Below are 18,191 nucleotides of genomic sequence, written 5' to 3'. Positions count from 1 at the left end.
AGACGGCTTTTGTCAATAAAAAAAGGTCTAACGTTTGTAGACCTTTATGTATTGGCCTGCCCTTCCCGGCTGTCCAGATCTTTCTGGATAAGGGGCAGATATTGGATGTAATAGCCTCTGACCTGGATGGTATAATCCATGTTAAGTTCCTCAAGACGGATACTTTTGGCGTGACCAGTTTTTGACCGGTTCCAAAAAGCGGCGAGTTCTTTAAACCGCATATAATAATATAAATTCTGGCTGGCAAAATAAATCAACAAAAAGGCAATCCCTCCCTGCCGCTCAAAGTCCTCCATAAAAACAACTTGATGTTCATGGACATTGGCCACGGGAAAGGTTTTCCCATGGCACTCTTTGGCGTCAAAACATACAGGAATACCCTGGACGGCGCCGATATAATCCACGGTGGAACGCTGCTCAAAATAGGCGAGGGTTATGTGCCTGCTTGTCTTGTCAATATTAATGGGTTTAATAGGTGTGGGTATCTTCTGGATCAGCGCCAGCCCTCCGCTTCTGTAGCGCTCATTGGTCAGGTTGACCATTTCTTCCAGATGAGAGCCTCTAAGACCTCTTGAATTCCAGGTTGCCATAGTTATCCACCCTGTCTGTAATTTTTTCCTCCTGCAAAATCTTTGTGAAAAGGGGCGGGAGCGGAGCCCGAAAAACCATGCCCGATATGGCTGTCAGTCTTAACGTATCCTTCGGCATAGTCATCTGTATGCTGTGGAGGAGTTGATATTTTAAATGATACTTTTCATAGAAATAATGGTTCATGTCTTTGTCGCCGTATTTTGGATCTCCGATAATTCCGTGGCCGATGCTGGCAAGATGAGCCCGGATCTGATGAGAACGCCCGGTAAAAAGCTGAACCCACAAAAGGGTATGATTTCCATTGGTGGCCAAAGGTTCATAGCTTGTTTTAATATAGTCGCTGCCCGGACCGGGCCTTTTTGTCACAGTGACCTGATTAGAATCTTTGTCTTTGACAAGCCACCCTTCGATCACCGCCTTCTCTTTTACCCATCCCCGGACAAGACAGCAGTAGTATTTTTTTACCTTTCTCTCCCGTATCAGAGTAGCCATATCCTGAAGACCGGTCATCGTCTTTCCGGCGATGAGGACGCCGCTTGTGTTTCGGTCGAGCCTGTGACACACTGACGGACGGAATGTTTTAAAATCTTCCGGGGAAGCCTGATCGCTGTGGATCATGTAAGAGATCAGCTCCTCATTAACGGAAACATCCTTTGCGGAAGCTTTCTGGGACAGGGCTCCCGCCTTTTTGTTAATGACAAGGATATCCTGGTCTTCATAGAGAATGTCCAGAGCATCTCTGACAATAGTCACCGGATTGTCAGAAAACTTTTCAATAGTCTCATCGGACAGCCACAGGCGGATCTCGTCCCCAAAAGCGACTTTCTCACTGCCGTCAGCCTTTTTATTATTTAAGGTAATATTTTTTTTTCGAAGCATTTTATATATAAAACTTTTAGGCGCCAGATTCAATATTTTTGACAGAAGCTTGTCCAGGCGCTGCCCCGCCTCATTGGGGCTAACAGTACGGCTCTGCATATCGGTCTGCTCCTTTCACACCGCCCGGCTTAACAGGTCCCGGCGGATCTTCTCATCTTTATTTGACGGCGTCTCCTCTTTGGAGGACAGTTTTTGAATCTGCATAAAAAATGCCTGAAAATCCCCAAAGACTGCGGGGGAGGCCTTGCCGCCGCCTGCTTTGACGCTCTCCGTCAATTCTTTGGCAATCTGTGCCAGCGTTTTTTTGTGGCCGGGACAAAATGCAAACACGTTTCCTCCGCAGATGACGGCCATGGAAATATATGTGGCGGCCCCCTCAGACCGGGTCAGGATCAGATCAGCGGCTATAAGAGCGCAGGGCGGAAGAATCTTTTTGACCCGCGCGTATTCTTCAGGGTCAGCCGATGTGTATGGAAGGAGAAGGATCAGCCGGACAACCGCTTTAGCAGCGGGAAGGACAAGGACGATCCCAAGGACTGTAGCGGCATTGAGCCGGCTCTTTGTAAACATGTATCCGGCAATCAGGACAGCCCCGATCACCACAACCCAGATCAGGACGATAATACTCTGCCTCTGCTTCGCGGTCTTAATATACCCGGCGTCGCCTTTTTGCAGGCGGGCCTTTTTTGGGGAGTCTTTTAAATTTTTTCTGGAATCTGTCATAAAAACAACCTCATTCCTGTGATAAGCACTTTATGGGGAATGATCTTTGTGCCTGTGCGAAACAATCGCATGGCCAGGCCGTAGACGGACACCGGCTTTTTGCGCAGGGCGTCCCGCCAGGCCAGAGCGGCCACTTTTTCAGGGTTGGCCATGAAAAACAGCTTGATGGCGGAGAGGGTTTTGCCGCTGCCGCAGTGCTGGAAAAATTCTGTATCTACCGGCCCCGGACAAACGACGGTAACGTGGACGCGCTCCTTTTTTAATTCCGCGTTCAGACTCTGCCCGTAGCTTAAAACGTAAGCTTTCGTGGCGGCGTAGATGGAAAATCCCGGCTGGGGTACAAATGCCGCGCTGCTGGACATAAGTATGATCCGGCCGCCTCTGACCATATAAGGGAGGGCCATCTGGGTGAGAGCGGTCAGCGCCCTCACGTTAATATTGATCATATCCATGGCGTCCTTTGGATCAAGGTCACGGCAAAGTCCGTATTTCCCAAGGCCGGCGCTGGCGGCCAGGACGAAGACCCTGGGTTTCTTTTTTTCAAAAAGTTCCTGGAGTTTTTTCAGGTTCTCTGTAAGAGAAAGATCCATGTCAATGATCCTTAAAGGATGGTTTAAATGAAACTGGAGCTTTTCCAGACGATCCCGGCGTCTGCCGATCACCCAGATTTCATCAAGGACTTTACAGCGTCTGTCAATAATTTTTACAAGCTCTCTCCCGATTCCGGAGGAAGCTCCGCTTATAACTGCGATCTTCACAAAAATCAGCCTTTCTTTTGATGTACGTTTCGGATTGTCTTTTTCTTCCTGCGGGGAGCCGTCCCCTCCCGGTATGCTCTATTGTCCCGCCATCCCCCCTGCTCCTCTCCTTTTTTACGGCGGGGACGGATCAGACAGTGTTTATCATAGCCGATAAGATCCTGGCGTCCGGCAACTTTTAATGCCTCCGCCACCAGCTCATAATTTTTCGGATCACGATACTGGATGAGAGCCCGCTGCATAGCCTTCTCATGGGGATCTTTTGGAACATAAACTTTTTCCATAGTTCTTGGATCATAGCCGGTGTAATACATACATGTGGACAAGGTAGAAGGGGTCGGATAAAAATCCTGGACCTGTTCCGGCATATACCCCAGCTCTTTGAGATAAAGTGCCAGTTCTACGGCGTCCTTCATAGTAGAGCCGGGGTGGGAGGACATTAAATAGGGGACAAGGTACTGCTCTTTCCCCAGTTTTTCGTTCATGGCCTTATATTTTTTAGTAAACTCCCTGTAAACTCTGTTGGAAGGTTTACCCATCAGGCGCAGTACATGGTCGGACACATGTTCCGGGGCCACTTTTAACTGGCCGGACACATGGTACCGGCACAATTCCTCCAGAAAACGGTCGCTTTTATCTGCCAGAAGGTAATCAAAGCGGATGCCTGAGCGGATAAATACCTTCTTTACCCCTGGGATATCCCGAAGCTTTTTCAAAAGGGACAGATAATCGCTGTGATCCGCCCTTAAATTTTTACAGGGGGTGGGGAAAAGGCATTGGCGGTTTTTGCACACTCCGGCAGTTTCCTGTTTCTCACAGGCGGGAAAACGGAAATTTGCCGTAGGGCCGCCCACATCATGGATATATCCTTTAAAGTCCGGATCCCAGATAAACTGGCGGGCCTCGTTGACAATGGATTCATGGCTCCTCGCCTGGATGATCCGGCCCTGGTGAAATGTCAGTGCGCAGAAGCTGCATCCGCCAAAACATCCCCGATTGCTCACCAGGCTGAATTTTACTTCAGAGATGGCCGGAACGCCGCCGAGGGCGTCGTAGGAGGGATGAGGGACCCGCATATAATTCAGGGAATAAACTCTGTCCATCTCCTCGGTGGTCAGGGGCCAGGCTGCGGGATTCTGGACCACGTATAAATGATCGTTATATTTTTCGATTAAAGGCTTTCCCGTATAGGGGTCTGTGTTAATATACTGAGTATAAAAGCTGGCAGCGTAAGTCTTTTTATCTTGTTTGAGGGCGTCAAAATCCGGCAGGGTAATGCCGTCATAAACATCTTCCGGATGTTTTGTTTTGTAGACACTGCCACGGATAAAGGTCAGGTCCCGGATATTCAGACCACTGTCCAGGGCGTCAGCCATCTCCACAATACTTTTTTCGCCCATGCCGTACAAAAGCAGGTCTGCGCCGCTGTCCAGCAAAATGGAGCGTTTCAGGGAATCGCTCCAGTAATCATAGTGGGCCAGGCGGCGGAGGCTGGCCTCAATGCCGCCGATAATTACCGGCACATCTTTGTAGGTCTGGCGGATGAGATTGCCGTAAACCACAGTGGCATAATCCGGCCGTTTTCCGTAGACGCCGCCGGGGGTGTAAGCATCATTGTGGCGGCGCTTTTTAGAAACGGTATAGTGGTTGACCATGGAATCCATGTTCCCGCCGGAAATAAGAAATCCAAGGCGGGGCCGGCCAAAAACATTAATGCTGTTTTTATCTTTCCAGTCCGGCTGTGATATGATCCCAACCCGGTAGCCGGCCGCTTCCAGAACCCGGCTGATAATGGCGTGCCCGAAAGATGGGTGATCCACATAGGCGTCGCCAATGACGTAAACAAAATCCACCTGATCCCATCCCCGCCTTTTCATATCTTCCGGACAAATTGGCAAGAAATCTTTAACCATTTATTTTAACTCCTCATAAGTTTGAAACATAATATCAAAGTAATCTTGTATATAATACCGGGCCAGGCGGCGCTTATCCTCCTCCTGCCATCGGGAATCCGGGTCGTCAATGGCGGCGCAGGTCATTCCCGCCCGGTTGGCAGCCATGACCCCATAGGGGATATCCTCAAATACAAGGCAGTGGCCTGGCTCGATTTTCAGCTTGCCTGCAGTTTCCAGATAAACATCCGGCTCCGGTTTGCCTTTGTGAATGTCCTCGCCGGTTAAGATAACCTGAAAATATCCGGTAATATTGTGGGCTTCAAGGACCGCCTGCGTCAGTCTCCGGGAGTTGCTTGTGGCGATGGCGCAGGGGATGCCCCTGGATTTTAGATATTTTAAAAATTCCAGGGCTCCCGGTTTTAACGGCACCTGGGTCGTATACTTCTCCAGGGCCATCCGGTCCCAGTCGCCAATGATTTTTTCAATACTGTCCGGAATGTGGAAACGCTCCTTAAAATAAACTGCGGTCTGGGTCACGCTGATGCCGGCAATGTTTTCCTGGAGATCATCGGGCATATCCAGGCCAAAGCCTTTCAGATATTCAATATCAATGTCTCTCCACACCCACATAGAATCAATGAGAGTACCGTCCAGGTCAAAGATAACCGCCCGGATATCCTCTAAAATATCCCGGCCCCAAACTTTCTTATTTTCTGGCGCCATTAAAGCGTTAAGCTCCCTGTCTGTCAGGGCCCTGAAAGCTCCCGGAGCCAGAAAGCCGTCCAGACTCAGAGAGCCGAAAGTCAATCGTTTTAAGTAAAGTACAGATTTTCCCACAGCCTCAAACATGCGTTTGATCTGATGGAACTTTCCTTCAAAAATCTCCACAAGAATTTCGCTCTCCTCCTCTTTTTGAAAGCGCTGGAGTGTTACAAGGCGGGCAGGCTGGGCCCGAAATTCCTCATCCACATAAAGGCCGTCGGCAAAATCCTGGATATCTTTTTGGGTAACAAGGCCGGCAATCTTCGCGTAGTAAATTTTAGCCACATGATTTTTAGGGGACAACAGCCTGTGAGACAGAGCGCCGTCGTTGGTGATCATTACAAGCCCCTCCGTATCTTTATCCAGTCTTCCCGCCGGAAAAAGATCTTTCCGCTTTTTATCGCTGATCAGGTCGATAACTGTTGTCTGGGAGCGGTCGGAGGTGGCGCAGATCACTCCCGCCGGTTTATTGAGCATATAATATTCAAAATGAACATAACCCACCGGCTGGCCTTCATACTGCACCTGGTCAGCCTGGGTATCCACTTTCACATCGCCTTTTTGGACCGTCACCCCGTTGACGGTGACAAGGCCCTGGCGGATTTTTTCTTTTACCTGGCTTCGGGTGCCAAAGCCCATATCCGCCAGATATTTATCTAAACGTACACTTGTTTTCAAATACACCACCTCACTCCCAGCGCCATCCCACAGGATATTTATTTTTTAAAGTTCCACGGTTCATTTTGCCAAAACCAAGGGGATAGCCGGCAGCGCATACAAGATACCAGCCATTTTCCTGACCTTCTTCCCCTTCAATAGTCTCGCATTTTAAGTACTTAATCACTCTCGGATCTTCCAGGGAAAGATCCAAAACGTGACTCCACTGGTCTTTGGTCAGGGCTCTGGCAAAAGCGCCGGATGGCTCAAAACGGTTCTTTTTTAGTTCCCCCAAATACCACCCGTTGCGGATCACCCGAAGTCCTGTAAACTCCGGCATGATCTTTGGAAAATAATAAAGGCTTCCTTTTTGGGCCACAAGGCGGGAAGGGTCAAATAAATCTTCGGCATTCCCCGCCCTGACAAAGTCATGAAAAGGCGTCAGGTCTTCCCGGCTTTGGGGACAGTAACATTCCTGGGATGGAGCCGGCTTTTCTCCGGCCTTTTTCAGCAGAACGCAAAAATGTCCTTCTCCGTCTACCTTGTGGGGCCAGAGCCTCTTCACCTTAACAACGGACATTTCCGGACGGTGTTTTAAAAGATACTCCACACTGCCCTCGTCTTCATATTCTGAAAATGTGCATGTAGAGTATACCATCATTCCGCCGGGTTTTAAAAGGTCAGCGCCATTTAGTAAAATCCTCCGCTGGATCGGGCCAAAATAATCCGGCCCCGACCGCTCCCATGCCGCTGTCATCGACGGCTTTTTGCGGAACATTCCCTCCCCGGAACACGGGGCGTCAATCAGCACCTTGTCAAAATATTCGGGAAACACGCCGGCAAGTTTTGACGGATCCTCGCTGAGGATGAGGCTGTTTTTGATGCCGAAAAACTCAATATTTTTAAGCAACGCCTTTGCCCTGGAGACGCTGACATCATTGGACACTAAAAGCCCTGTATTTTTAAGCTTCGCGCCAAGGGCCGTACTCTTTCCGCCGGGGGCGGCACACATGTCAAGGACAATATCCCCCTCCTCCACCGGGAGCATATGGGCCGGACACATGGCCGAAGGCTCCTGGATATAATACAGCCCCGCATGGTAGAGGGGATTTTTTGTAAACCGCCGGCTGCCGTCGTAATAAAAGCCAAGTTCATTCCAGGGGACAGGGCGAAGATTCTCTCCGGACAGTTTCAGATAATTCTCCGGGGAGATTTTTAATGTGTTGACTCTGAGCCCATAATTCATAGGCTTATCATAGCTTTTTAAAAAATCGTCGTACTCATCGCCAAGCAATAGCCGGATCTCGTCTAAAAATTTCTGAGGCAGATCTATCATTGACCGCAGGCTCCTTTTCTATAGAAAGTTTGGTTTAAAAATTCAGCGTTTGTCTTACAATGTCTGTTCATAGATTTCATCAATGAGCAGATCGCCGCTGTCGGCGGCTGTAGTTGCCAAAACGTCGCACCGCTCATTCTGAGGATGGCCATTGTGGCCTTTGACCCAGTGAAAGGTTACCTGGTGGGGCGCCATAGCTGACAGCATCCGCTGCCACAGGTCCACATTTTTTACAGGCTCGTTTTTGCCTCTTTTCCAGCCTTTCCTGATCCATCCATTGATCCAGTGCTGGTTAAAGGCGTCCACAACATATTTGGAATCTGAGAACAGATCCACCTGGCAAGGCCGGTTAAGGGCCTCCATGGCGGCAATGACAGCCATCATTTCCATGCGGTTGTTCGTAGTGCGGCGGAAACCTGCCGACAATTCCTTCACATGGAGTAGGCCTTTTGTATCTATATATTCAAGGACAGCGCCATATCCCCCCGGACCTTCCGGGTTGCCCCTGGCGGCGCCGTCGGTATACACAGTGACTTTCATTGATTTCCTCCTGTTATTCACCTTTCGTTAAGCTGAGCCCAGACGCCTTTGGTTTCAAAATCTCTGGCCGCAGCGGAAGCTTCATTGATAATCTTTTGGTCAAAGCCGATGATTCCCAGAAGTTTAATAGCGTTGCGGGATGTGGCCCGGCCGGGATACAAAATATAGTCAAAAATTACGTCATTATCGTTGACTTCTTCCTGAAAATGGTAGTTAGCGAAACTGTTTTCAAGAATGGAGGTCAGCTCAATATCGTGGGTGGCGGCAAAACACAGGGCGTTCATGGCAGACAGAGCGTAAAGTATCCTTGAGGAGGCAGCGATACGCTCAATAGTGTTGGTACCCCGGAGAACTTCGTCGATAAAACAAAGTACCGGCACGCGGCTCCATGGCTCTGTCTCATTTTCTCCTGTTAAGACGGCCTGGCCTGCAGGCGGCGGGGCCGCCGCGTCTACAATACGTTTCAGGGATTTGATCTCCACAATATAGTAGCTTTCATTGCTGGCTATGTTGTCCTGAAGGGCCATGGAGGAGTAAATCCTGAAAAACCGGGATTCAAAGCGGTCTGCCAGACAGGTATAGATGGTCTGGGCGAAGATGGCATTGATGGCCACAGTTTTTAAAAAGGTAGACTTTCCCGAAGCATTGGAGCCAGTGACGAGGACGCTTTTTTCGGCGTTAAAGGTGTTGGTTACCGGATGGACAATCATGGGATGGTAAATATTTTCAGCATGAATCTTTAGAGGCCCTTCCTCACACAGATCCGGCGTACATATGGGGGTGCCCTGTCCGTCTTTCATATAGCGGCGGTAGGAAGCGATGGCAATATCGCAGTCGATTTCCCCTAAAGTTTCCATGATCTGATCCAGCTCTTTGCCGTATTTAAACAGGCGGTAAGCCAGATAGTCAAAAACAATCATATCAACGTGGGTCAGCATTTTGACATAATCCAGAACAATAGCCAAAAGATCCGCCGAAAAATCTGTACCGGAGACAAAGAGCCAGGAATACCGGCTAATGCTCCTTAACGGCCGGGTGGCTTCTTTAAGGACTTTGGAGGCCCCGTCAATGCCTTCACATTTCAATCCTCCGATCTTTCTCGCGGTCTCAGTCATTCTCGCCAGATAGGAAAACACCACAAAATAGCTGCTGATGCTGGCCTTTCTCTTAAAATAGACGACCATGTTAATGACAATAATGAGGAAGATGTAGGGGAGCCATGTACCGGGACGCACTGCGCAGCCTGCGGCAATGAGGATCAGGGCGGCCAGACAGGCCATATGAAGGACCGGCTTGTGGGGTCTGAGTGACCGGACGCCGCTTAAATACTGGCCTACGCTGGAATTTCTCAACTTTCCAAGTTTGTAAAGCTCACACTGAACTTTAAGGCGCTCCTCCTCGTGGCTGTCAAAATACCGGGCAATGCGGTCCCTCTCTTTAAGCTTTTTATCATCCATGCAAGGGGTGTGGAGCATATCGTAAAGATATTCCTCTCCCACACCGCTGCCGGTATTATTTAAGATCATATAGACTGTTTCCATGTCCAGGTCATTCCACGTAATATCATCAATCACCGGAGTATCATGACTTTTATTTTTGTAATAATATCCGATCCCGTTGTCACTGTACCGGGGAGCGGAATAATCGTTATCGGGAAGCTTTCCATAGGCTTTCTTTATTTTCTGGAAGAGCTTTTTTTTCCGGCTGGCGCCGTCATAGATCATCTTTGCCGCGATCAGGATGGCAATAATGACAACAACCAGTAAAATCGTCTCTCTGGAATCCATAATCCTTCTCCTTTTCCATTTCTTGATGCAGATGCTTTATGTCTGTCCAAAACATTTCTGTTCCTGTGATCCATGAATGGACTTCTTTTCATCTTATCATTAATCCCGGCATATGTAAAGAAAAAACCGGCAGCCTCTCTACATAGAAAAACTGCCGGTTTCATTTATAGATTGATCAGATCAGTTATTGATCAGTTTGTCATCATCATTCCAACTGTACAGTTTGCGAAGCTCTTCGCCCACTTTCTCACATGGATGCTCAGCAGCACGCTTGCGCATAGCCATGAAGTGAGGAGCGCCAACCTGGTTCTCAAGAAGCCAGTTTTTCGCGAATGTACCATCCTGGATGTCGGAAAGGATCTGTTTCATCGCTTTCTTTGTATCCTCTGTGATGATCTTTGGTCCTGTAATGTAATCACCAAATTCTGCAGTATTGGAGATAGAATATCTCATGCCGGCGAATCCGCTCTCAAAGATCAGATCAACGATAAGTTTCATCTCATGGATACACTCAAAATAAGCGTTCTCCGGAGCGTATCCCGCTTCAACAAGTGTTTCATAACCGGCCTGCATTAAAGCGCAGACACCGCCGCACAGAACAGCCTGCTCGCCGAACAGGTCAGTCTCTGTCTCAACCTTGAAGGTTGTCTCCAAAACACCGGCTCTGGCGCCGCCAATACCGAGAGCATAAGCAAGACCAAGGTCATGAGCCTTGCCTGTAGCGTCCTGCTCAACAGCGATGAGACAAGGAACGCCTTTGCCTTCCTGATACTGGCTTCTTACAGTATGTCCTGGTCCTTTTGGAGCGATCATTACAACGTCCACATCCTTCGGAGGGATAATCTGTCCGAAGTGGATGGCGAAACCATGAGCGAACATAAGCATGTTGCCGGGCTCAAGATTTGGAGCGATGGACTCTTTATACATCTTCGCCTGTTTTTCATCATTAATAAGGATCATGATAATATCTGCTCTCTTGGCTGCCTCAGCGGCTGTATATACTTCAAATCCCTGAGCTTCTGCTTTCGCCCAGGATTTACTGCCTTCATAGAGACCAATAATAACATCACAACCAGAATCTTTAAGATTTAATGCGTGAGCGTGTCCCTGGCTGCCGTAACCGATAATGGCGATCTTCTTTCCTTCCAGTAATGAAAGATTACAATCTTCCTGATAATAGATTTTTGCCATGTTCGTTTCCTCCTATTCATCTTCATCTATGTGATACTTTATCACGATGATGTAATTAATTGTATTACTTTTTCAGACTTTGTCAAGAAGTTTTTTATGTAAAATTGTTAAGGGTATTACTGTTCACGGATAATGTCCGGATCATTTTATATATCTTAACTCACTGACATAGCTTATGAATAGCGGATGTTAAAGAAATCTGACATCATCACACCCTCTGGAGAGGCCGCTGATTCCTGTACGGGCAAGTTCAAGAATCTCATGGCCGTCCAAAAGCTGGATAAATGCGTCAATCTTACTCTGGGCTCCAGTCATCTCGATGATCATGGATTCCTTTCCCACGTCAACGATTTTGGCACGGAAAATATCAACGATAGAATTGACCGCCTGGCGCTCCTGGGCGCTGCAGCGGATCTTTACAAGAACAAGCTCACGGCAGACAGAATGGTCGTCTTTAAGTTCCTTAATATCCACCACGTCCACAAGCTTGTTTAACTGCTTGTAGATCTGGTCGAGAACCTGGTCGTCCCCGTTAACAACAACAGTCATCCGGGAATATCTCGGATCAGCCGTCTCCCCGGCAGTTATGCTGTCAATATTGTATCCGCGTCTGGAAAAGAGACCTGAAACACGGCTTAAAACGCCGGTGGTATTATCAACAAGTATGGAAAGTACTTTTTTATGTTCCATGATTTTCACCTCATGAACATTCTAACAACAATGGTGAGCTTTGTCAATGAAAGGCAACAATTCTGACATTGCAAAACAGGGATAATCATTGTATAATAAAAAAAATTGACGTAACTTGACAGTTACCAGTTGACATTAAAAAAAGGGAGGCATATTTGTGAATGCATATATCGCACTCATAAACTTTTTAAACAGCACAAATCCAACGGACATATATTATAAGGTCGCCCAAAATATTTTGCAGAATCTCGACCGTATGAAGAATGCCAGTATTCACGAAGTGGCGGAAATGTGCTATGTATCTGCGCCGACCATCAGCCGTTTTTGCAAGCGTCTTGGCTATGAATCATACAGTTCTTTTAAAAACGAACTGTCCCAGGCAGTTTCCAATTATAACTATAACAACCGTTTTGTCTCCGTCGATACTTCTATGGACACAGAGGACAGTGAAAGCGCGTCCTTTCTCTTTCAGATCGGCCAGTATTCAGAGGCTCTAAAAAAATCTTATTCAAGAGAATATATTCAAGAAATTGCCCAAAACCTTCACCACCACAAAAGGGTTGGTTTCTTTTCCTCTGTCCCTTCCTATCAGCTCCAGTATCTCCAGGCGGATCTTCTTCTGACAAAACACGAAGTCACTTTTTGCCAGACGCCGGCGGATCAGCTTGCCTACGCTAAAACTCTCGGTGAAGACAGCATTGCCCTATTTTTGAAACCAGAGCGTCTTGAATCCCGTTATATGGATGACATTATCAATATTTTGAAAGAAAACCATGTTAAGATCATTCTTATGTCCAATACAAAATACTCCAAATTGAATAAAATGGCGGACTTTATATTAAGTTTTAACGGCAATCTACATATTGTGGACTCATTTTGCTTTGACATGCTTGTGTCGCTGCTCTCCATCGAGTACCGCAAATTATATCTTTCAGAATAGGGAAAGGCAGAATAATACCTGCAGGCAAAACGGGCCTTCCAACGGTCCTAGCCTGCAGGTTTTTGTTGTCTCTTTACGCTAAGGGCGCCTGTGATGCTTCAGGCGCTTTTTTTCCTGATGGCCCAGGCGGTGAGACTTTCACCGTTTGCGTTTCTATGTGAGCCTGAGGTTTTGTGTATCCCGCCACAATGGAGAGGCACTTTTTCGGACACAGGCTGACGCAGTTTCCGCACTGAACGCAGTCAAAAGGATTGATAGTCCAGGTGCCGGCCACCCGGTCAACTTTAATGGCTCCCGGCGGACAGTTTCGCATACACAGTCCGCAGGCGATGCACTGCTCGCTGGCAATCTCGATGTGTCCCCTGGACCGCTGTGTAAATTTGGCCGGTTCATAGGGGTATTTTACTGTGGCCGGCTTTGAAAACAAGTTCTTTAAGGCCGTGCGGGCGAAAGTTAGAAATTTTATATTATCATCCACAATTTCTCACCTCTCTGTACAACTGATGCATGGGTCAATAGTCAGTATAATCAACGGTACGTCCGCTAACTGGCAGCCTTTGAGCAGCTCAACCATGGGGGGGATGTTGCTTGTGGTCGGAGTTCTTAATCGAAAACGGTCAAGAAATTTTGTCCCGCTGCCTTTCACATAATAGATAGCTTCACCTCTGGGCTGTTCGATGCGGGCGAAAAACTCGCCGGAGGGATTGCCTTTTACCGGAACGCTGATATCCCCTTCCGGCACTTTATCAATGGCCTCCCGGATTAAGAGGAAAGACTGGAGGATCTCTTTTAACCGGACTTCACACCGGGCGTAGCAGTCGCCGTCATAGGCTGTCACCGGCTGAATATCCAGATCGTTGTATGCCTCATAGCCAAGCTTCCTGGCATCATAGTTTTCGCCGCTGGCCCGAAGCATGGGCCCTACGGCCCCAAGGAGCATAGCCCTGTCCCTTGTGAGGACGCCCAGCCCTTTCAGTCGGGCGCAGACCGAATAATCTTTCAGAAAAGTCTCCATGATGGGTCTGAAATCTTTCTCCATATCATCTACAGTATCTTTGATAGCTTTTAACATGCCGCTGTCCATATCCTTGGACACGCCGCCCACACACATAACGGAGAAAATAATCCTGCCGCCGGTAGTCAGGTCAAACATATCAAGGATTTTCTCTCTCAGCCGCCAGGATTCCATAAACAGGCTCTCAAATCCCATGGCGTCGGCGAGAAGTCCCAGCCACAAAAGATGGCTGTGGAGACGGCTCATCTCGATCCATATAGTCCGCAGATAGGCGGCACGTCTGGGAACTTCAATACCCATAACATTTTCAACAGCCTCACAGTACCCCATGCCGTGGCCGCAGCTGCAAATGCCGCAGATGCGCTCGGCGATATAAACATATTGCTTAAAGTCCTTTTTCTCAACTAATTTTTCCAGTCCACGGTGGACGAAACCAATACTTGGAATGGCTTCCACAACCACCTCGTCTTCCAGAACAAGGTCCAGGTGTACCGGTTCCGGCAAAACAGGATGCTGGGGGCCGAAAGGAATAATACTGCGCTTTGCCATGACTTCACCCCTTTTCCTTAAATGGCGTCTCTTTATCAATACGGTACAGCTTCCGGTGATAATCCATATTCAGGTTCTCAATCCGGACGCCAAATAACTCCGACGCTTCATTCTCCTGGATAAAAGCGCAGGAATAAATTTCCGTAATACTTGGGACGATTTCATCGGTGGCTACCACAAGACGCAGAGTCACCATCCGGTAATTTTTACAAAAAGAATAACTCATCTCGTAGCCGTCGTCCACTCGGACCGCGCAAATCTGGGCCAGGCGCCACCCTTCCATTTTCATGGTGATGACCTGGGCAAGAAATTCGTCCATAGAAACCGGCCGTATTTCACTTGAATAGTCCATAATTCCTCCTATTTTTCCCTGGCCTTGCTCTTTAAAGCGGCCCTTTTCTCATCCAATATATTTAAAGCCTGGATCACACCGTCAATAATGGATTCAGGGCGGGCGGCGCATCCCGGAACATAGACGTCCACAGGAATAACTGTGTCGATGCCGCCTTTTATATTGTAACACTCTTTAAAAACGCCTCCTGTGCAGGCACAGATTCCAACAGCAACAACCACTTTTGGATCAGGCATCTGACTGTAGAGCTGTTTTACCACAGGTTCTGTCTGGCTGTTGACCCCACCGGTGATCAGCAATATATCCGCCTGAAAAGGGTCTCCGGTATTGATGATTCCAAAACGCTCAACATCATATTTGGGAGTCAGGCAGTCCAGCACTTCAATATCGCAGCCGTTGCAGCTGCTGGCATCGTAATGGAGCAGCCACGGGGATTTTGACATAACGCCCATAAAAACCCTTCCTTTCTCATTTAATCAGCATCAGGATTAGAAGATTCAGACCGCCGGCAAGCAGTGTGACAAGCCAGCTTCCATAGAGAAGATGCTGCCATTTCAGTCTTGCGGTGGCATTATCCCACAAAATCTCAAGAAATAAAATAAACAGACACACCACAATGGCCAGAGGCCAGCTCCACCAATTTTTATTAATTATAAAAAGGCAGAAAATACCCAGGATCAGGATCATCTCATAATATTCCGCGATATTCATAATACCAAGGGTTGTCCCCGACATTTCCGTTGTCAGACCTTTGACCATCTCCTGGTGAGCGTGGTGGCTTGTGGAAAGGTCAAAGGGAGATTTTCTGAATTTGATGGCCGCAGTAAACATAAAACCAATAAGCATTCCCGGCATAAAGACAACAGGGCTGACAGACATCTGTATAATATCCGCCACCTGGAATGAGCCAGAGGAGAGATAAAATCCCACGGCGATAATCAGCGTCAAAGGTTCATAAGCCATCATCTGGATCATCTCACGTCCGGCGCCCATGTTGGCGTAGGGGGATGAATCGCTGGAGGCGGCGATGACTAAAAACATATCCGCCAGAGACAAAATAAACAGGCACATTAAAATATCCGTTCCGCTAAAGAGCATACAGCCGGCGATGACAAGAAAGATTAAATAGCTTAAATTCAAAAAGAGCTGTACATTATTAACGGCGATCATCTGTTTTGAAAACAGCTTGCGCAGATCATAAAAAGGCTGAAGGACCGAGGGCCCTCTCCTTCCCTGCATCCGTGCGCTGATGCACCGCTCTACGCCGTCTAAGAGTGCGCCCAAAAAGGGTGCAAGGATTAAATAGCAGATGACAAAAACGATTCTCATTGTACGGCACCTCCTATGATCAGACAAAAGACAACAATGAGCAGGCTCGCGGACAGGTAAACGCAGGGTTTCATCAGGTGCCGCATGCCAAATTCAAAGCGCAGGTACCAGTTGCTCAGATAGAGGTGGGTCGGTTCGCCCAGGCTGTTGACAAAGTGCCGGTTGTCCCCCTCATTAACGCCGTTCATGTAGATGGGTACCAGTTCGCGTTTTGCCATACGGGTGACAAAGGCCATAATCGTCGGCACGATCAGAACTGAAATCAGCATGATGGCCATGGTTGCCAGCACGCTCATGGAGAGAACAGTGCTGGCGTAGCCAAACATAGATTCCAAAATAGGATTGACAACACCTGTGGCCAGAAATGGGAACAGCAAACACATCAAAAGCATTGCCCCGGCATGGATAAACATGGATAAATATTCGTCTTTGCGTGTAATATCTTTAACACTCTGACGGGCACGGTGCTGGGTCGTCAGCTTGGAGAGCCACTTCGTCCAGTAAAACATAGTGGTGGCGCTGCCATAGGCGATGAAAATAACAAGAAGCACATTTTCCGAATCCACAAAGGCTTTCAGAGCCACCCATTTTGAGATAAGCATACCAAAGGGGGCCAGATACATTCCGGCAATGCCGATACCCATAATATAGGTCAGCTTTGGCAGCCTCAAAAGAAGGCCATGCATATCTTCAATATCTCTGGAACCGAGACAATTTTCTGTGGCCCCCACAGCTTGGAACAGCATAGATTTGCTCACCGCATGGAAGATCATTAAAAGAACGCCGCCCCACACGGTCTCCTCAACGCCAATGCCCGCGCAGGCCACGATCAGGCCAAGGTTTGAAATGGTTGAAAATGCCAGCACTTTTTTCCCGTCATTCTGGGCAATGGCCATCATGCTGGCGGCGATAAAGGTGAAGCCGCCAATGAGGGACACCATCATGCCCACAGCCGTTCCGTGCATGGCCGGAGCAAGGCGGATAAGAAGGTAGACGCCGGCTTTGACCATTGTGGCGCTGTGAAGAAGGGCGCTGGATGGGGTGGGTGCTACCATTGCCCCTAAAAGCCAGGATGAAAAAGGAAGCTGGGCGGATTTTGTCAGGCCGGCAAGGGCGAGACATGCCAAAGGCAGAGCGCCGCCAAAGGCAATGGCGTCGGAAAGCTGAACACTTCCTGTATTTTGAACAAGCACAGCGATGGCCACAGAAAATCCAAGACCACCCAGAAGGTTCATCCACAGGGCAGTAAAGCTGTTATGGATTGCTTCATCAGTGCGGGTATATCCAATAAGAAGAAAAGAAATAACGCTGGTAATCTCCCAGAAGAAATACATCCAGATCAGACTCTGGGACAGTACAAGACCAAGCATAGCCGCAAGAAATAAAAACAGCATCGAGAAGAAAAAGGGCTGACGGTCTTTAAATTCTTTGTGGTGGCTGTGATAGCCTTTCATATAGCCTACAGCATAAATGCAGATCAAACTGCCGACGATGGCTACAATGATACACATAAGGATAGCGAGGCCGTCTTCCATCATGTGGTAGTTTTCCGGAAGCTGGGCAGTAAATTCAACATACATAAGCAGTCCGGTCTGAACAACAGTTAAAATAATAACGAGGATTTTTCTATATTTGATGCCCATATAAATGATCAGGCACATTAAAAAGAGATCCACCACAGTCATAGCGTGGTCAATAAGTTCTGTATCCATGTACAAATTTACTGTAACTCCGCCTCCGGCCAGCCACATTCCAAGATTGGCAAGAGCAAGGGCGATCACACATCCGGCGCCGATGTAGACAACGATCCCACGCACCCTCTCATTTTTCAGAAATGGAAGGATAACGGCCATCACCGCCGGAAACCCAATAAGAATGGGAATCAGATCCATAAAAATACCTCCTGTCTTTTGTATATTGTAACAATTCATCCCTATCAGCACTGACGGCTGAACTGTTAATATACATTCCGTTATAAAAATAACAATCCCTCTCTAATAGTTATATTACTTTTTGTAAAAATTTACAAGAGTTCTTCTAAAAACTGTGATATTGCACTGAAAAATAAACAAAAAGTCTGGCTATGGTATTTTTTGTCCAGTCGTGATAAAATATGTTTCAATGTAACTATTCAGCCATGCGGCTGGTTTAAGAAAAATACGACAAATGCATGGCTGAATAGTTACTTTTAAAAAGG

Annotated in this window: 18 protein-coding genes; 1 reads left to right on the top strand and 17 read right to left on the bottom strand. The window is 47.7% G+C overall.

Annotated features, from left to right (window positions below; all coding sequences use genetic code 11):
* Nucleotides 1–44 precede the first annotated feature (44 nt).
* From HNP82_RS03290 to ilvN, 11 genes are all read right to left on the bottom strand, one after another.
* On the bottom strand, nucleotides 45–590 hold the full coding sequence (locus tag HNP82_RS03290) for a Holliday junction resolvase RecU (protein WP_183771476.1): 546 nt from the start codon (nucleotides 588–590) through the stop codon (nucleotides 45–47).
* Nucleotides 562–1,569 (bottom strand): RluA family pseudouridine synthase, encoded by a 1,008-nt coding sequence (locus tag HNP82_RS03285; protein WP_183771474.1) that lies wholly within the window; start codon nucleotides 1,567–1,569, stop codon nucleotides 562–564. The genes HNP82_RS03290 and HNP82_RS03285 overlap by 29 nt, the downstream gene beginning before the upstream one ends.
* Nucleotides 1,570–1,584: 15 nt before the next feature.
* Entirely contained in the window at nucleotides 1,585–2,193 is a 609-nt protein-coding gene (locus HNP82_RS03280) for a hypothetical protein (RefSeq protein WP_183771472.1), read from the bottom strand.
* Complete coding sequence (locus HNP82_RS03275; RefSeq protein ID WP_183771470.1) at nucleotides 2,190–2,951, bottom strand: SDR family NAD(P)-dependent oxidoreductase; 762 nt, start codon at nucleotides 2,949–2,951, stop codon at nucleotides 2,190–2,192. Before HNP82_RS03275 ends, HNP82_RS03280 begins: the two co-directional genes overlap by 4 nt.
* Nucleotides 2,952–2,956: 5 nt before the next feature.
* Entirely contained in the window at nucleotides 2,957–4,864 is a 1,908-nt protein-coding gene (locus tag HNP82_RS03270) for a YgiQ family radical SAM protein (protein ID WP_183771468.1), read from the bottom strand.
* Nucleotides 4,865–6,286, bottom strand: coding sequence for a pseudouridine synthase (locus tag HNP82_RS18330; RefSeq protein WP_183771466.1), 1,422 nt, complete (start codon nucleotides 6,284–6,286; stop codon nucleotides 4,865–4,867).
* 10 nt (nucleotides 6,287–6,296) lie between these two features.
* Nucleotides 6,297–7,601, bottom strand: a complete 1,305-nt coding sequence (locus HNP82_RS03260; RefSeq protein WP_207720541.1) for an RsmB/NOP family class I SAM-dependent RNA methyltransferase — start codon at nucleotides 7,599–7,601, stop codon at nucleotides 6,297–6,299.
* Nucleotides 7,602–7,655: 54 nt separating this feature from the next.
* The gene (rnhA, locus tag HNP82_RS03255; RefSeq protein ID WP_183771464.1) at nucleotides 7,656–8,141 is read right to left on the bottom strand and encodes a ribonuclease HI; all 486 of its coding nucleotides are present in this window, start codon (nucleotides 8,139–8,141) and stop codon (nucleotides 7,656–7,658) included.
* 17 nt (nucleotides 8,142–8,158) lie between these two features.
* Nucleotides 8,159–9,928, bottom strand: a complete 1,770-nt coding sequence (locus HNP82_RS03250; RefSeq protein ID WP_183771462.1) for a MutS-related protein — start codon at nucleotides 9,926–9,928, stop codon at nucleotides 8,159–8,161.
* A gap of 180 nt (nucleotides 9,929–10,108) precedes the next feature.
* Complete coding sequence (ilvC, locus tag HNP82_RS03245; protein ID WP_183771460.1) at nucleotides 10,109–11,119, bottom strand: ketol-acid reductoisomerase; 1,011 nt, start codon at nucleotides 11,117–11,119, stop codon at nucleotides 10,109–10,111.
* Nucleotides 11,120–11,308: 189 nt separating this feature from the next.
* Nucleotides 11,309–11,809 (bottom strand): acetolactate synthase small subunit, encoded by a 501-nt coding sequence (ilvN, locus tag HNP82_RS03240; RefSeq protein ID WP_183771458.1) that lies wholly within the window; start codon nucleotides 11,807–11,809, stop codon nucleotides 11,309–11,311.
* Nucleotides 11,810–11,966: 157 nt separating this feature from the next.
* Between ilvN and HNP82_RS03235 the strand changes: the two genes are divergently transcribed.
* Nucleotides 11,967–12,749 carry a MurR/RpiR family transcriptional regulator gene (locus HNP82_RS03235; protein WP_183771447.1) on the top strand — a complete coding sequence of 261 codons (783 nt, stop codon included), beginning with the start codon at nucleotides 11,967–11,969 and terminating at the stop codon, nucleotides 12,747–12,749.
* Between the two features lie 73 nt (nucleotides 12,750–12,822).
* On the opposite strand, the gene HNP82_RS03230 is transcribed toward HNP82_RS03235, so the two are convergent.
* The 6 genes from HNP82_RS03230 to HNP82_RS03205 are packed head-to-tail and all read right to left on the bottom strand — an operon-like array spanning nucleotide 12,823 to nucleotide 17,886.
* Nucleotides 12,823–13,227, bottom strand: coding sequence for a 4Fe-4S dicluster domain-containing protein (locus tag HNP82_RS03230; RefSeq protein WP_183771445.1), 405 nt, complete (start codon nucleotides 13,225–13,227; stop codon nucleotides 12,823–12,825).
* A 6-nt stretch (nucleotides 13,228–13,233) separates the two neighbouring features.
* The gene (locus HNP82_RS03225; RefSeq protein ID WP_183771443.1) at nucleotides 13,234–14,313 is read right to left on the bottom strand and encodes a hydrogenase large subunit; all 1,080 of its coding nucleotides are present in this window, start codon (nucleotides 14,311–14,313) and stop codon (nucleotides 13,234–13,236) included.
* A 4-nt stretch (nucleotides 14,314–14,317) separates the two neighbouring features.
* Nucleotides 14,318–14,665 (bottom strand): NADH-quinone oxidoreductase subunit C, encoded by a 348-nt coding sequence (locus tag HNP82_RS03220; protein WP_183771441.1) that lies wholly within the window; start codon nucleotides 14,663–14,665, stop codon nucleotides 14,318–14,320.
* 8 nt (nucleotides 14,666–14,673) lie between these two features.
* Nucleotides 14,674–15,117 carry an NADH-quinone oxidoreductase subunit B family protein gene (locus HNP82_RS03215; RefSeq protein ID WP_183771439.1) on the bottom strand — a complete coding sequence of 148 codons (444 nt, stop codon included), beginning with the start codon at nucleotides 15,115–15,117 and terminating at the stop codon, nucleotides 14,674–14,676.
* Between the two features lie 16 nt (nucleotides 15,118–15,133).
* The gene (locus HNP82_RS03210) at nucleotides 15,134–15,994 is read right to left on the bottom strand and encodes a respiratory chain complex I subunit 1 family protein (RefSeq protein ID WP_183771437.1); all 861 of its coding nucleotides are present in this window, start codon (nucleotides 15,992–15,994) and stop codon (nucleotides 15,134–15,136) included.
* Nucleotides 15,991–17,886 carry an NADH-quinone oxidoreductase subunit 5 family protein gene (locus HNP82_RS03205; RefSeq protein ID WP_183771435.1) on the bottom strand — a complete coding sequence of 632 codons (1,896 nt, stop codon included), beginning with the start codon at nucleotides 17,884–17,886 and terminating at the stop codon, nucleotides 15,991–15,993. The genes HNP82_RS03210 and HNP82_RS03205 overlap by 4 nt, the downstream gene beginning before the upstream one ends.
* Between the last annotated feature and the right edge of the window lie 305 nt (nucleotides 17,887–18,191).

It is taken from the genome of Catenibacillus scindens (assembly GCF_014202115.1).
GTDB lineage: Bacteria > Bacillota > Clostridia > Lachnospirales > Lachnospiraceae > Catenibacillus > Catenibacillus scindens.
Note: the sequence above shows the minus strand (reverse complement) of the source record. Positions and strands in the feature narration are given on the sequence as shown.

Coding starts and splice junctions, on each gene's coding strand:
- HNP82_RS03290 (WP_183771476.1), bottom strand. CDS start 590: ATGGCAACCTGGAATTCAAGAGGTCTTAGAGGCTCTCATCTGGAAGAA.
- HNP82_RS03285 (WP_183771474.1), bottom strand. CDS start 1,569: ATGCAGAGCCGTACTGTTAGCCCCAATGAGGCGGGGCAGCGCCTGGAC.
- HNP82_RS03280 (WP_183771472.1), bottom strand. CDS start 2,193: ATGACAGATTCCAGAAAAAATTTAAAAGACTCCCCAAAAAAGGCCCGC.
- HNP82_RS03270 (WP_183771468.1), bottom strand. CDS start 4,864: ATGGTTAAAGATTTCTTGCCAATTTGTCCGGAAGATATGAAAAGGCGG.
- HNP82_RS03260 (WP_207720541.1), bottom strand. CDS start 7,601: ATGATAGATCTGCCTCAGAAATTTTTAGACGAGATCCGGCTATTGCTT.
- rnhA (WP_183771464.1), bottom strand. CDS start 8,141: ATGAAAGTCACTGTGTATACCGACGGCGCCGCCAGGGGCAACCCGGAA.
- HNP82_RS03250 (WP_183771462.1), bottom strand. CDS start 9,928: ATGGATTCCAGAGAGACGATTTTACTGGTTGTTGTCATTATTGCCATC.
- ilvC (WP_183771460.1), bottom strand. CDS start 11,119: ATGGCAAAAATCTATTATCAGGAAGATTGTAATCTTTCATTACTGGAA.
- ilvN (WP_183771458.1), bottom strand. CDS start 11,809: ATGGAACATAAAAAAGTACTTTCCATACTTGTTGATAATACCACCGGC.
- HNP82_RS03225 (WP_183771443.1), bottom strand. CDS start 14,313: ATGGCAAAGCGCAGTATTATTCCTTTCGGCCCCCAGCATCCTGTTTTG.
- HNP82_RS03220 (WP_183771441.1), bottom strand. CDS start 14,665: ATGGACTATTCAAGTGAAATACGGCCGGTTTCTATGGACGAATTTCTT.
- HNP82_RS03215 (WP_183771439.1), bottom strand. CDS start 15,117: ATGGGCGTTATGTCAAAATCCCCGTGGCTGCTCCATTACGATGCCAGC.
- HNP82_RS03210 (WP_183771437.1), bottom strand. CDS start 15,994: ATGAGAATCGTTTTTGTCATCTGCTATTTAATCCTTGCACCCTTTTTG.
- HNP82_RS03205 (WP_183771435.1), bottom strand. CDS start 17,886: ATGGATCTGATTCCCATTCTTATTGGGTTTCCGGCGGTGATGGCCGTT.